Below are 12,768 nucleotides of genomic sequence, written 5' to 3'. Positions count from 1 at the left end.
AAATGCCCGATAATTCTTCGCATTTGACATGTCATAGTTAAATGACAGACATCAGCGATTGGGCGCATAGGCACTGTTTTTAGGAGCAGTGAATATGGAACTAACCGGCAAGCGACTTCTCGTTCTGGACGATGAATTTCTGATAGGACTGGAGCTGGAACGCATCGCCGAAGAGTGCGGTGCCAAATCTGTTCAAGTGGTTTCAACCGTTGCAGAACTGCTTTTCTGGGTCCAGAGCGGGCAGCCATGCGACATCGCCATTCTTGAAGTTCAGGCTCGAGGCGCTTCATCGTTCGAAGCAGCAATGCTTTTGCAACGACAGGGTACCCCTATTGTCTTCGTCACCGCCTATGACCAGCAAAGGAGTGGCATCACAGGCTTTGCCAATGTGCCTGTCGTCCTGAAACCCTATGGCAAGACCCAGATCCTGCAGGCAGTAGCAGCCGCATTTTCCAAGCCATCGCCAATGCCTCAAGGGACAAATGAGGATGATATTTCAGGCAAATTTGTTTGAGGTAACCTGGGTAGAGATAGAATCGGGCCCGTAATCCACCTCGCCCTGCACATCAAGAAGCTCTTGCAATCGCGTTCTCGCACGGCTCACCCGGCTCTTGATTGTTCCGACAGCGCATTCGCAAATATCGGCCGCTTCCTCGTAGGAAAAACCTGATGCACCGACAAGGATAATTGCCTCACGCTGATCATCGGGTAGTTTTTCCAAAGCCTTGCGAAAATCCTGCAAATCGAGTGATCCATATTGCGCCGGATGCACTGAAAGCTGCTCTGTAAAAATACCGTCGGAATCCTGCACTTCACGCCCGCGTTTGCGCATCTGGCTATAAAATTCATTGCGCAGAATTGTGAACAGCCAAGCCTTGATGTTCGTGCCAGCCTCGAAAGAATCCTGTTTGGCCCACGCCTTCATGATCGTGTCCTGGACAAGATCATCGGCGCGATCGGGGTTGCCGATCAGCGATACGGCGAAAGCACGCAGCTTTGGCAGCGACGCAATCAGATTTCTCTTGAAATCAGGAGACTCATGTACCATTCGACCGCCTACTATTTTGACGACTGAGCATGGTTGCGTTCAGCTTCGTCGAGCTTTTCCAAAAGGTCCAGAAATCGCACAGGGATTTCCTCCTCCTGAACAGAGGCATAAAGTGCACGAAGCTTTAAACCGATTTCTGATTCCGCGTTTCTGACGTCGCGGCGGCGGACGCGTCCCTTGTCAGGGACGTCGGAGAGACTTTTGTTTGCGTTCATTCTACTATCTTTGCTGGTCGTTCGTCGCAAAAGCTTTTGGCAGGCACATTAATGTCGATAATACCTTAGATGAGGAAAAGTTCCGTCACCGGGGAACTTTTTTTTCGCGAATGTGTTTTGGTTCGTATTCTTCTTCAATATCCCCAAGGGGAACAGGGAAATCATCATAATGTCATTGTCCACTCGGATCGCTCCTCATCTGCCCTACCTTCGTCGTTTCGCTCGTGCCATTACAGGCTCGCAGTCCTCCGGTGATGCCTATGTGGCGGCCACACTTGAAATTCTCATCAGCGATGTCTCCCTTTTCCCTGAAACGTCATCTGATCGCGTCAGTCTCTACAAGCTGCTGATCAAGCATTTCAACTCCGTCAATGTGCGGCCTCTCGAACTGCAATCGGAATTCGGCTGGGAAAAGCATGCCGCAGCGAATCTGACGGCCATTGCACCACGGGCGCGACAGGCTTTCCTTCTCATCAGCCTTGAAGGATTCAGTCAGGCCGAAACACTGGATATCCTCGATATTGATGAGCGGGAACTCTATGGCCTGCTCGATGAAGCCTCCGTCGGCATCTCCAAGCAGATTGCCACCGATATCATGATTATTGAGGATGAGCCGTTAATCGCCATGGATATCGAACACATGGTTGAAAGCCTGGGCCACAGGGTCGTCGGGATTGCCCGCACCCGGGATGAGGCGATCAAGCTATATGCCCAGACCCACCCCAGCATGATCCTTGCAGACATCCAGTTGGCCGATGGTAGTTCGGGTATTGATGCAGTGAACAATATCCTTAGCCAGGATGCTGTTCCTGTCATCTTCATCACCGCGTTTCCGGAACGCCTGCTGACTGGCGAACGGCCGGAGCCAACCTTCCTTGTCACCAAGCCTTTTAATCCTGACATGGTCAAGGCACTGATTACACAGGCATTGTTCTTCAAGGAAAGCAGCAAGGCAAAGGCATAAAACTGCTCAAAGCATTCCATCAAACTATCCGCATCGGAACAAAGTCTCTTTGGAAGCGTTCTGAAAGCAACAAGATAGGGAGATAAGAATGCTTTATTATGCAGTGGTTTTTCTGATTATTGCCCTTGTGGCAGGTGTATTGGGCTTTGGCGGAATTGCTGGCGCTTCTGTCGGTATTGCAAAGATTATCTTCTTTGTATTCTTGGCGCTTCTGGTGATTTCGCTGATTGCGGGGCTCCTTCGCAAAGCCTAGTCAAAACGGGAACTTCCTTAAAACCGCCGGTTACAACCGGCGGTTTTTGCATTTCCGGCAGGTATCAATTTAGTCTGACGTTTGTAGCATTGCGGGTCGCCCCACTTGGTTGTAGTGGGGAGTTATAAAATGACAATAACGGTCAGGTTGCATCTCTTTAAGTGCAGCGTTGAAACTGGACGGCCCAATGATCAACTGGACATATTTCGCCCGGCGAATACCCATTGCCATACTGTGCTACACGGTAGGTGTCATCGCCTTGAGGCTGGCACTATCGCCGTTTCTCGATATTGATGAAGCGCAATTTGTTGGTTCGGTTGATTTTTCCTGGATCTACGGCAACTCACACCCACCGCTTTACAACTGGCTTGTCCGGCTGGCGCTCGACCTGACCGGCTGGAACTGGGTCGTCGCAACCGTCACTGTTCGGCTTTGCCTGCTTGGTCTTTACCACTGGCTTTCATTCGACACGGCACGCCGTCTGGGTGGGGATCGCGCAGGAGTATTGGCCCTGGCAGCCTCGGCTTTGCTGCCTCAAATCGTGTGGATGTCGATCCAGACAACGGCACACACACTTTTGGTAATTGTCGCGTCCATCGGCATCATACATGCCCTGACATTGATCCGCTCGGGACGAGGTTACACCGCTTATATCTGGCTTGGCGTTTGGGCTGCCGTCGGCGGGCTGGCAAAATATAACTTCTTCATATTCCTGTTCAGTTTTTTGATCGCCTGTGCGCTGAACCCCGCCATTCGCCGTCAAATCTTTCGCAAACCAGCATGGATTTCCCTCGCCATTTTTTTGGCCGCTTTGAGTCCCATCGTCATTGCATCCGTTAACGCTCCATTGGCTGCAACAGCTGGACGTATGGTCAAACTCAACCATCCGATCCCGATGCTACAGCCATTCGATCTTCCATGGTTTGGGATAGACGGTGTTCTCAGCCTTGTTATTTCGGCATTTCTCTGGTCTGGCCCGGCTCTCCTGATCTTTTTGATTGGCCGACGCAAGGACGATCCAAAGCCCGCGCCTGACGGGGATGCCGATATGAGAAAAGTGCTCTTCCGCACTGTTGTCATCGGTTTGACGGCTTTTGGTCTGATTGTCCTTTTCGCCGATTATCATTCGGTGGCAGAGCGCTACATGGCACCCATTCTGGCACCAACCGCTATCCTGCTGGCACTTTATTTCCCGCAAAAATACGGCGCGCGAAATCTGCTGGTCATATCTGCAGGATTTTACATTCTTGCACCAATAGCCTTTGCCATTGTCATGCTGTTTGGTGCCGAACGCCTGTCCACACCGTTTGATGCCGTTGCAGGGGCTATTCGCGCGCAAAATTCGGCCCCTGCACGCATTGCGGGCGACAGACAGGATGACGCCGCCAATGTAGCAGTCCAGTTAAACTGGCCGCCAGCGAAGGGCAGTGCGGACGATATCGTTCTCATCTGGCGCGGCGGCGATGCACCAAACAAGGATACGCTTGAGCGATTACCGGTAGATGCTGTTGCGGTCGGCCCGATCACAAGGGTTATCGGCCCGTTGAAGAACTTCAGCGGTCGAACGAGAACCTTCAGCTTTCAGCGCTATTCATCTCATTCACCACTCCCGGATCAGAATAGCGACGGATAAGCCAGAAGACACCGACCGTATCGAGAAAAGCAACGGCAGCGCGATCAAAGAAGCCATATTTCGACACTCCGGCCAGACGCGGGCGATCTTCCACGTCGACCTCAATCACAGGCAATCCCGCCCGAATCGAGAGTGCCGGGAGGAAGCGATGCATATTGTCGAAGTAGGGCAATCCCTTCGCAATATGTGCTGGCAGAACCTTGAAACCGCACCCCGCATCCCGGCAATTATCCCGGAGCAGGCGCTTGCGTATGAAATTTGCAGATTTCGATGTCAGCAATTTCACCACGCCATCATTGCGCCGCTTCCTGACACCGGCAAAAAGCACGGGTTGGGATTTTTCAATGCGTGACCAAAGTTGCGCAAGGTCCGACGGATTGTTCTGTCCATCGCCATCGAGCGTGGCAACCCATTTTCCTTTTGCTGCCTGAAATCCGCTCACCAGCGCTCTGGATTTGCCCGTCCGTTTCGTATGCCGCAAAACCCTGACGTGATGGCCGGCATTCAAAGCTTCCTCGGCTGAGCCATCGGTGGACCCATCGTCAACGATCAGTATTTCATAGGCTGCGACACCTGAAAGGGCCTGATTGATTTCAGTGACAAGTGCACCGATGTTTCCCGATTCATTGTAGACAGGGATTACGACTGTCAGGTCGGTCATTTCAAAAATCCAGAAGCCATGATGAGCCTGCCGCATTTCGATCAGATTCGGGTTATGCCCGGTCCGGTATGAAAATCATTGCATCACCGCAATGCGTCAGGAGATTAAATATCTTTTGTAACCGTTCCCATAGCATTCAAAATGAGAAAGCAAAACAAATGTTCACAGGATGGAGGAAGCCAATGCATCGATGTCGGCTAAACTGGCTGAGTTTCACGCAAGAGTGAAGTTCACGCCGCAATTCCGCCATCCCATTCGATGCTAAAGTGATAGCATCACGCTAATATCCGGCGTGGATGGTTTATGGTTAATAGTTCATTAATCGAAGTCTTCCTATTGTCGGGCTCTAATCATAATTCATTTCGGTCCGCATATGCGTTTTCTGGTTTCAAAAGCAACAATCGGTTCAGGGAAGACTATGGGCGCGTGTGCCGGTCTCCTTCTTTTGATGTTTGCCTGCGTTTTCCCTGCAAGGGCTCAGGAACAAGTCGATCCAAAACGTGCCGAAACCGTCAAGCAATTGGATGAAGTCACGGGGCAGATCAGTCTGTCTTCCGAACGCGTCGCCTCGCTCGATAAGGAAATAGCTGATCTGAAAAAAGATCAGACAACCATAACGGCCGCGCTCATCCAGTCGGCCAAGACCGAAAAGAAACTTACGGAAGATATTGCCGGAATTGGCGACAAGCTGACCGACCTGCGGGAGCAGGAAGACGGTATAAAGTTGTCCTTGAGAGAGCGCCGTGGTGCCCTTGCCGAAGTGCTTGCCGCCCTGCAGCGCATGGGCCTCAATCCCCCGCCCGCTATCCTCGTACGTCCTGATGACGCACTTGCTTCCGTCAGAAGTGCTGTCCTGCTTGGTGCTGTCGTTCCCGAAATGCGCGAACAGACCGAAGTGCTGATTGCAGACCTTAAGGAATTGACCCGGATCAAGACATCGATTTCAGATGAACAGACCCGGTTGACCGCCGCCATGTCAGGACAGGCCGAAGAAAAGAAACGGCTGGATTTACTGCTTGCCGAAAAGCAGAAGCTGCAGACAACCTCCGAAGAGACCCGTAAGGCGGAACAACAACGGGCGGAAGAATTGGCAAGGAAGGCGACGTCGCTGCGCGATCTCATCGCCTCAATGGAACAGGATATGGAAGAGGCGCGCAAAGCTGCGAGTGCCGCCAACCAGAAGGAAGAGCAGAAACTTGCTGCGAGTAAGGAGCGTGCCGATAATTTTGCTTCCAATCAGGAGCGCCTTTCCGCAAAGGTGAATTTTGCCTCACTCAAGGGCCATCTTTCCATGCCGGGCGCAGGCAAGCTGATCAGGCATTTTGGCGATGATGACGGCTTGGGCGGAATTTTGCAGGGCGACACGCTGGAAACATCCGCCGGAGCAACCATTACGGCGCCTACGGATGCCGTCGTCCTTTATGCCGGCGCATTCCGCTCCTATGGTCAACTCTTGATCCTTGATGCCGGCAATGGCTATCATGTCGTGTTGGCGGGTATGAAGAGAATCAATGTCTCGCAGAATCAATTCGTTTTGGCGGGAGAGCCTGTTGGTGTGATGAACGAGCAACTTGTCGCCAGTACCGGCACCGTTCAGATGGGAAATGGAGCGCCAATGCTTTACATTGAGTTCCGAAAAGATACAAAACCTGTTAATCCCGCTCCCTGGTGGGCGGATAGGCTCGCTGGAAGGACCACAAATGATACGTAGGTTAACGCTTCTCATGGCCGGAGCCCTGTTGGGTGCCACGGCAATGGTCGTTGTGCAGGGTTCGCTGCCCACAACCGCTGCAGAAGCTGCGGGCAACGACACATACAAGCAACTGTCGATCTTCGGTGACATCTTTGAGCGCGTACGCAATCAGTACGTCACCCCGCCGGATGACAAGAAGCTGATTGAAAGCGCCATCAATGGCATGCTGACGTCGCTCGACCCCCATTCATCCTACATGAACGCTGAACAGGCGCAGGACATGCGCGTTCAGACCAAGGGCGAATTTGGCGGTCTTGGTATTGAAGTCACGATGGAAAATGAACTTGTGAAAGTCATTTCCCCCATCGAAGACACACCGGCATCCAAGGCAGGTGTTCTGGCTGGCGATTATATTTCCCAGATTGATGGTACCGATGTTCGTGGACTGAACCTGACCGATGCCGTCGACAAGATGCGCGGCGAGGTCAACACGCCTATTGAACTGACACTTATCCGTCAGGGCGCAGACAAGCCGATCAAACTGACGATCGTTCGTGACGTCGTGAAGGTAAAGGCCGTCAAATATCGCGTCGAGAACGATGTTGGTTATGTCCGCGTCATCTCCTTCACCGAACAGACCTTTGAAGACCTGCAGAAGGCAATCAAGGATATTCAGAGCAAGGTGCCAGAGGACAAGCTCAAGGGCTTTGTACTGGACCTGCGTCTTAATCCGGGCGGCCTTCTGGATCAGGCGGTCGCCGTATCCGATGCCTTCCTCGACAAGGGTGAAGTTGTATCGACCCGTGGCCGCGATCCGCAGGACATCACCCGTTTCGACGCCCGCCCCGGCGATTTGACCAATGGCAAGCCGCTGATCGTTATGATCAATGGCGGTTCAGCCAGCGCGTCTGAAATTGTTGCTGGCGCGCTGCAGGATCATCGCCGTGCAACGGTGCTTGGTACACGTTCCTTCGGCAAGGGTTCCGTGCAGACAATTATCCCGCTGGGTGAAAATGGCGCACTGCGCCTGACGACAGCGCTTTATTATACGCCTGCCGGCAAGTCTATTCAGGGCAAGGGTATTGTCCCGGATATCGCTGTCGATCAGCCATTGCCCGATGAGCTCAAGGGCCGTGCCGAGACGATGAGCGAATCCAGCCTGAAAGGCCACATCAAAGGCGTTCAGGAAGATGCAGAAGGTTCGGGCTCCATTGCCTATGTTCCGCCAGATCCAAAGGATGATCTGCAGTTGATCGAAGCCCTGAAGCTTCTGCGGGGCGAACAGGCCAACGCAGCATTCCCGGCAGACCCGACAAAGGGTGTGCCAAACTAATATGAGAACGGGGACCGGGCACTTTGTCTGGTCCCCATTTTTTAAACAGTGATATTTCCCCTCCTTCTCCCTCCGTCATCGGCCAAAGCGCGTGAATTCCGACATCAACAGGCCGCTGGGACAAAACAGCAAACGGCCTAAAGAGAAATCTGATCGCAAGGCTGGCACTCGCTGGCTGATGCCTTCGGCTGCCGTGCTGGGTATAGGCGCGGTGGCATTGCTGATTTCACTGACAAGCAATCATGGTTTTCGCAATCCACCCCCGGAGCCGAAAAAGCCTGAGATCGCCGAGGCAACGCCGCCACAACCGAAGATCGCATCCGCAGCGACCAAGCCACCGGCAGCAAGCACACGATCGGAAAATGTGCCAACAAGTCCCGGCGGCCCGAAAATAATTGTAGTCGGCGATCCCGCGAGACAATCGCAGAATCCATTGACCGCGCATATTCCTGATCGCGATCTGCTTGAGGAAACAGCCCAAGGCCTTTTGCCGATTACCGCGCCCGATGGTCGAAGGCCACTTGATACCTATGCCCGGTCTTGGTCTGGCGCGCGCGGTGCACGCGTGGCCATTGTCATAGGCGGGCTTGGCATGTCTCAAACAGGCACACAGCGCGCTATCGGAGTGCTGCCCGCAGAAGTGACGCTGGCCTTTGCCCCCGAAGGCAACAGCCTCACCCGCTGGATGCAAACGGCACGCCAGAGCGGTCACGAACTGCTGATGCAGGTTCCGCTGGAGCCATTTGACTATCCGCGCGTCAATCCCGGTCGAAACACATTGACAGTCGATGCGCCTGCGGCCGAGACGCTGGATAGTTTGCACAAGACCATGGGCCGTATTACCAATTATACCGGCATTGTGAACTATATGGGCGCCCGCTTTACCGCTGATACCAAGGCGATGACCTCCGTCATGCAAGACGTGGCGAAGCGCGGTCTGCTTTATCTGGATGACGGCAGTTCAGCCCGCAGTCAAGCCGATACAATAGCAGCACAGCAGGGAACACCTTTTGCGGCAGCCGACGTGCTGATCGACGGTTCGCAGGATCGGGGCAGCATTCTCAAGAAACTGGACGAGCTGGAGCGCATAGCCCGCGCCAAAGGTACAGCCATCGGGACAGGCTCAGCCTTTGACGTTACGGTAGACGCCGTCGCCGCATGGGCCAATGAAGCCAAAACCCGAGGGATCGAGATTGTGCCGGTTTCCGCCCTTGTCCGGGACCCTGAAAAGGGCTAGGCACCATCATCACCATCTCACGCGCAGTGGAGTAATCTCATGAGCAAGAAACATGGGCCTGTCGACCCGGAGACGCTCCCCTACCGGCCTTGCGTTGGCATTATGGTCCTCAATGCAGACAGGCTCGTCTGGGCGGGACATCGCATCGTTATACCCAATGACGAGATGGAAGGTGCAACCCAGCTTTGGCAGATGCCACAGGGCGGCATCGACAAGGGCGAGGATGCCGAGATTGCTGCGCGCCGCGAACTCTACGAGGAAACCGGCATGAAAACCGTTTCCCTGCTCGCTGAAGCACCAGACTGGATCAATTATGATCTGCCGCCAGAACTTGTTGGAATCGCGCTGAAAGGCAAATATCGCGGCCAGACACAGAAATGGTTCGCCTACGCATTTACCGGCGATGAAAGCGAGATCGCGATCAATCCCCCGCCCGGCGGCCACACGGCTGAATTTGATGAATGGGCATGGAAGCCAATGGCACAATTGCCTGATCTCATCGTGCCGTTCAAGCGCCGGGTTTATGAGCAGGTCGTTGCGGCTTTCCAGCATCTGGCGTGAAAGCTAAATATCTAGCCACTCGAAACTACTTATTCTTTCACTGGAACGAGTGACTGCCGTTCCGAATAACTAATCCCTTCCGAATTCCAGAAAATCCGCATCGCTTTAGCGAAGATATTTTCAAATGGAACCGGTCCAAGTCCAAAACGACTATCGGCTGAATTGTCCCTGTTGTCACCCATCACGAAGTAATGTCCTGCAGGAACATCATAGACCTTTGTATTGTCCCCTACACTTCCATCCATCATGTTCAGGATCGTGTAGGATATCCCATTCGGCAAGGTCTCCCGCTCCAGAGGAACCGGCCGCTTAGCTCCGCCTTCGCCGTAAGGATAGGTACCAATTTTCTCGAGTTTAACCGACTTTGCATTGATGTTGAGAACACCGTCAATCATCTGAACCGTTTCGCCCGGTAAACCGATAACACGCTTAACATAATCAACCCCGTCCATGCGGAATACTACGATATCACCACGCTCTGGAGTTTTTGAGAGAGCGCTTCTCTCTATCGGTAATAATTCCAACGGAGCGCTGTATCGGCTATACCCATACGCTGATTTTGACGCAAAGAAATGATCGCCGACAACCAATGTAGGCGCCATGCTGCTGCTCGGCATACTGAACGGCTGCAAAATGAAACTGCGAACCACAAGCGCCAAAATCAAGGAACAAGCAATATACACCGGTGTCAGGCTGTAGCCTCTTGAATACCATTTTGGGATGGACTTGGTTGCAAGAATACAAACGCCGACTGCGAGCGCCGCTTTCACGATAATATTCAGGAAAATCGGACTAGGCAGTCCTTTGAGAGAAAACGGCGGGATACCCACATAGCAAACAGCAATTACAGCGCCATATAGTATGATCGCGGCGAGGACAGCCAACCGGCCTCGACCGATCCACAACAAACCAGCGACCGGATCACCCAAGATTGATATGAGGAAAGTAGAAACTGGACCGCGTGGCTTCAACAACGACATAGAGGACCCTCACAACAAAAAGCGGACCAAAGGCCCGCTTTCAATCATTGACGATTGCCTATGATCAATCAAGCAGCCTTGATGGCTTCCTGCAGTGTCGTCAGTTGACCGAGAAGGTCTTCTGCCTTGGCGCGCTGTTCGCGTGTTGTCGCGTCTTCGAAGTCTTCGCGGGCGTCTTTGATACGGTTCTGAAGTTCATCAGCCTTTATATCAGTGACGTGTACCGCCGATTCTGCGAGGAGTGTGCAACCATCAGGCGTCACATCAACAAAACCACCGAACACAACATAGCTGTCGGGCTTGCCGTCAGCCAGTTTCACCGTAACAACGCCCGGCTTCACTGTCGCCATCAGCGGCGCATGGTGCGCCATCACTGTCATATAGCCTTCCGTACCCGGAACCACAACTTCGGTGACTTCTTCCGAGAGGAGCAGACGTTCGGGTGACACAAGTTCAAAATGGAAGGCTTCTGCCATGATATTCACTCAATTCCTGCGGTCATTGACCTGATAGAAGGGATGGCCTTGACAAGAAAGGGCGGGCCGAAGCCCGCCATTATGTTTCAGATCAGGCAGCTTCCGCTGCCAGACGCTGTGCCTTTTCGATCGCCTCATCAATGGAGCCGACCATGTAGAATGCTGCTTCCGGCAGGTGATCATAGTCACCGTTGCAAAGGCCCTTGAAGCCCTTGATGGTGTCAGCCAGATCAACCAGCTTGCCCGGCGAACCGGTGAAGATTTCCGCAACGAAGAACGGCTGCGACAGGAAGCGTTCGATCTTGCGGGCGCGGGCGACCGTGATCTTGTCTTCTTCCGACAGTTCGTCCATGCCGAGAATGGCGATGATGTCTTGCAAGGACTTGTAACGCTGCAGGATCGACTGCACCTGACGGGCAATCCCGTAATGTTCTTCACCAACGATCAGCGGATCGAGCATGCGCGATGTCGAATCGAGCGGGTCCACAGCCGGATAAATACCCTTTTCAGAGATCGCACGGTTGAGGTTCGTCGTCGCATCAAGATGCGCGAAGGATGTTGCAGGCGCCGGATCGGTCAAATCGTCGGCAGGCACGTAAATGGCCTGCACGGATGTGATCGAACCCTTATGCGTCGTGGTGATGCGTTCCTGCATCTGGCCCATATCGGTTGCCAGCGTTGGCTGATAACCCACGGCGGACGGAATACGTCCAAGCAGAGCGGACAATTCGGAACCAGCCTGCGTGAAGCGGAAAATATTGTCCACGAAGAACAGAACGTCCTGACCTTCATCACGGAAATGCTCCGCAACTGTCAGACCTGACAGAGCAACACGGGCACGCGCCCCTGGTGGCTCATTCATCTGACCGTAAACCAGTGCGGCCTTGGAGCCTTCGCCGCCACCAGCCTTGTTCACGCCAGACTCGATCATTTCGTGGTAAAGATCGTTGCCTTCACGGGTGCGTTCGCCCACACCGGCAAATACCGAGTAACCACCATGCGCCTTGGCGACGTTGTTGATCAATTCCATGATCAGAACTGTCTTGCCAACGCCGGCACCGCCGAAGAGGCCGATCTTACCACCGCGAGCATAAGGCGCGAGCAGATCGATAACCTTGATGCCTGTTACCAGGATCTGGGCTTCTGTCGACTGCTCGACATATTCAGGGGCTGGCTGGTGGATAGCGCGGGTCAGCTTCGCATTGATCGGACCAGCTTCGTCAACCGGCTCGCCGATGACGTTCATGATACGGCCGAGTGTTTCCGGACCAACCGGAACCATGATCGCCGAACCAGTGTCGTAGACAGCCGCGCCGCGAACCAGACCTTCGGTCGAGTCCATGGCGATGGTGCGAACAGTGTTTTCACCCAGATGCTGCGCAACTTCGAGAACCAGACGATTGCCGAGGTTATCGGTTTCGAGCGCGTTCAGAATTTTAGGCAGATTGCCACCTTCAAAGTGCACGTCGACAACGGCGCCGATGACCTGGCTGATATGCCCGGCGACACCAGTCGTCTTCACTGCAGTCTTTGGTGTTGCCGATGCCTTAGCGGTCTTTGCTGCTGCGGGAGCGGCAACCTTTGCTTCAGCCTTCGGAGCAGCAGCTTTTGCGGCCGCTGCCTTAGGTGCAACTGCTTTTGCAGCCGCTACCTTGGGTGCAGCTGCCTTGGCGGCTGCGGGTGTTTTCGGGGTCGCTGCTTTTGCCATCGATCC

14 protein-coding genes are annotated in these 12,768 nt (G+C 53.6%); 8 read left to right on the top strand and 6 right to left on the bottom strand.

From position 1 onward, the window contains the following. Positions 1 to 94: 94 nt before the first annotated feature. Positions 95 to 514 carry a response regulator gene (locus BLU05_RS09995; RefSeq protein WP_091879629.1) on the top strand — a complete coding sequence of 140 codons (420 nt, stop codon included), beginning with the start codon at positions 95 to 97 and terminating at the stop codon, positions 512 to 514. Here BLU05_RS09995 and BLU05_RS09990 read toward each other — a convergent pair. Further along, positions 497 to 1,048 carry an RNA polymerase sigma factor gene (locus BLU05_RS09990; RefSeq protein WP_091879627.1) on the bottom strand — a complete coding sequence of 184 codons (552 nt, stop codon included), beginning with the start codon at positions 1,046 to 1,048 and terminating at the stop codon, positions 497 to 499. The genes BLU05_RS09995 and BLU05_RS09990 overlap by 18 nt on opposite strands. Before the next feature lie 11 nt (positions 1,049 to 1,059). After that, positions 1,060 to 1,263, bottom strand: a complete 204-nt coding sequence (locus tag BLU05_RS09985) for a NepR family anti-sigma factor (RefSeq protein ID WP_091879626.1) — start codon at positions 1,261 to 1,263, stop codon at positions 1,060 to 1,062. A 169-nt stretch (positions 1,264 to 1,432) separates the two neighbouring features. On the opposite strand from BLU05_RS09985, the gene BLU05_RS09980 reads away from it, so the two are divergent. The 3 genes from BLU05_RS09980 to BLU05_RS09970 all read left to right on the top strand — a co-directional run bounded on the left by BLU05_RS09980 (position 1,433) and on the right by BLU05_RS09970 (position 4,113). Continuing rightward, complete coding sequence (locus BLU05_RS09980) at positions 1,433 to 2,227, top strand: response regulator (RefSeq protein ID WP_091879624.1); 795 nt, start codon at positions 1,433 to 1,435, stop codon at positions 2,225 to 2,227. 88 nt (positions 2,228 to 2,315) lie between these two features. Continuing rightward, entirely contained in the window at positions 2,316 to 2,480 is a 165-nt protein-coding gene (locus BLU05_RS09975; RefSeq protein ID WP_091879623.1) for a DUF1328 domain-containing protein, read from the top strand. Between the two features lie 187 nt (positions 2,481 to 2,667). Then, on the top strand, positions 2,668 to 4,113 hold the full coding sequence (locus BLU05_RS09970; RefSeq protein ID WP_091879621.1) for an ArnT family glycosyltransferase: 1,446 nt from the start codon (positions 2,668 to 2,670) through the stop codon (positions 4,111 to 4,113). Here BLU05_RS09970 and BLU05_RS09965 read toward each other — a convergent pair. Then, entirely contained in the window at positions 4,055 to 4,774 is a 720-nt protein-coding gene (locus BLU05_RS09965; protein ID WP_091880229.1) for a glycosyltransferase family 2 protein, read from the bottom strand. The two genes, BLU05_RS09970 and BLU05_RS09965, sit on opposite strands and share 59 nt — an antisense overlap. Positions 4,775 to 5,192: 418 nt before the next feature. On the opposite strand from BLU05_RS09965, the gene BLU05_RS09960 reads away from it, so the two are divergent. The 4 genes from BLU05_RS09960 to BLU05_RS09945 all read left to right on the top strand — a co-directional run bounded on the left by BLU05_RS09960 (position 5,193) and on the right by BLU05_RS09945 (position 9,598). Continuing rightward, the gene (locus BLU05_RS09960) at positions 5,193 to 6,485 is read left to right on the top strand and encodes a murein hydrolase activator EnvC family protein (protein WP_244518249.1); all 1,293 of its coding nucleotides are present in this window, start codon (positions 5,193 to 5,195) and stop codon (positions 6,483 to 6,485) included. Further along, positions 6,475 to 7,800: a S41 family peptidase gene (locus tag BLU05_RS09955; RefSeq protein WP_091879618.1), complete on the top strand. Its 1,326-nt coding sequence runs from the start codon at positions 6,475 to 6,477 to the stop codon at positions 7,798 to 7,800. The genes BLU05_RS09960 and BLU05_RS09955 overlap by 11 nt, the downstream gene beginning before the upstream one ends. A gap of 91 nt (positions 7,801 to 7,891) precedes the next feature. After that, on the top strand, positions 7,892 to 9,037 hold the full coding sequence (locus BLU05_RS09950; RefSeq protein ID WP_244518247.1) for a divergent polysaccharide deacetylase family protein: 1,146 nt from the start codon (positions 7,892 to 7,894) through the stop codon (positions 9,035 to 9,037). Positions 9,038 to 9,076: 39 nt separating this feature from the next. Beyond that, positions 9,077 to 9,598 (top strand): RNA pyrophosphohydrolase, encoded by a 522-nt coding sequence (locus BLU05_RS09945; RefSeq protein WP_091879617.1) that lies wholly within the window; start codon positions 9,077 to 9,079, stop codon positions 9,596 to 9,598. A gap of 29 nt (positions 9,599 to 9,627) precedes the next feature. Here BLU05_RS09945 and lepB read toward each other — a convergent pair whose 3' ends face one another. From lepB to atpD, 3 genes are all read right to left on the bottom strand, one after another. Further along, positions 9,628 to 10,578: a signal peptidase I gene (lepB, locus tag BLU05_RS09940; protein WP_091879615.1), complete on the bottom strand. Its 951-nt coding sequence runs from the start codon at positions 10,576 to 10,578 to the stop codon at positions 9,628 to 9,630. A 68-nt stretch (positions 10,579 to 10,646) separates the two neighbouring features. Next, positions 10,647 to 11,054 (bottom strand): F0F1 ATP synthase subunit epsilon, encoded by a 408-nt coding sequence (locus tag BLU05_RS09935; RefSeq protein WP_091880226.1) that lies wholly within the window; start codon positions 11,052 to 11,054, stop codon positions 10,647 to 10,649. Between the two features lie 91 nt (positions 11,055 to 11,145). After that, positions 11,146 to 12,762: a F0F1 ATP synthase subunit beta gene (gene atpD, locus BLU05_RS09930; protein ID WP_091879614.1), complete on the bottom strand. Its 1,617-nt coding sequence runs from the start codon at positions 12,760 to 12,762 to the stop codon at positions 11,146 to 11,148. Positions 12,763 to 12,768 lie beyond the last annotated feature (6 nt).

The organism is Phyllobacterium sp. OV277, assembly GCF_900104355.1.
In the GTDB taxonomy this organism is placed as follows: domain Bacteria; phylum Pseudomonadota; class Alphaproteobacteria; order Rhizobiales; family Rhizobiaceae; genus Phyllobacterium.
The sequence above is the reverse complement of the archived record's forward strand: the minus strand, read 5'-3'. Positions and strand labels throughout refer to the sequence as shown.

Coding starts and splice junctions, on each gene's coding strand:
- BLU05_RS09995 (WP_091879629.1), top strand. CDS start 95: ATGGAACTAACCGGCAAGCGACTTCTCGTTCTGGACGATGAATTTCTG.
- BLU05_RS09990 (WP_091879627.1), bottom strand. CDS start 1,048: ATGGTACATGAGTCTCCTGATTTCAAGAGAAATCTGATTGCGTCGCTG.
- BLU05_RS09985 (WP_091879626.1), bottom strand. CDS start 1,263: ATGAACGCAAACAAAAGTCTCTCCGACGTCCCTGACAAGGGACGCGTC.
- BLU05_RS09980 (WP_091879624.1), top strand. CDS start 1,433: ATGTCATTGTCCACTCGGATCGCTCCTCATCTGCCCTACCTTCGTCGT.
- BLU05_RS09975 (WP_091879623.1), top strand. CDS start 2,316: ATGCTTTATTATGCAGTGGTTTTTCTGATTATTGCCCTTGTGGCAGGT.
- BLU05_RS09970 (WP_091879621.1), top strand. CDS start 2,668: ATGATCAACTGGACATATTTCGCCCGGCGAATACCCATTGCCATACTG.
- BLU05_RS09965 (WP_091880229.1), bottom strand. CDS start 4,774: ATGACCGACCTGACAGTCGTAATCCCTGTCTACAATGAATCGGGAAAC.
- BLU05_RS09960 (WP_244518249.1), top strand. CDS start 5,193: ATGGGCGCGTGTGCCGGTCTCCTTCTTTTGATGTTTGCCTGCGTTTTC.
- BLU05_RS09955 (WP_091879618.1), top strand. CDS start 6,475: ATGATACGTAGGTTAACGCTTCTCATGGCCGGAGCCCTGTTGGGTGCC.
- BLU05_RS09945 (WP_091879617.1), top strand. CDS start 9,077: ATGAGCAAGAAACATGGGCCTGTCGACCCGGAGACGCTCCCCTACCGG.
- lepB (WP_091879615.1), bottom strand. CDS start 10,578: ATGTCGTTGTTGAAGCCACGCGGTCCAGTTTCTACTTTCCTCATATCA.
- BLU05_RS09935 (WP_091880226.1), bottom strand. CDS start 11,054: ATGGCAGAAGCCTTCCATTTTGAACTTGTGTCACCCGAACGTCTGCTC.
- atpD (WP_091879614.1), bottom strand. CDS start 12,762: ATGGCAAAAGCAGCGACCCCGAAAACACCCGCAGCCGCCAAGGCAGCT.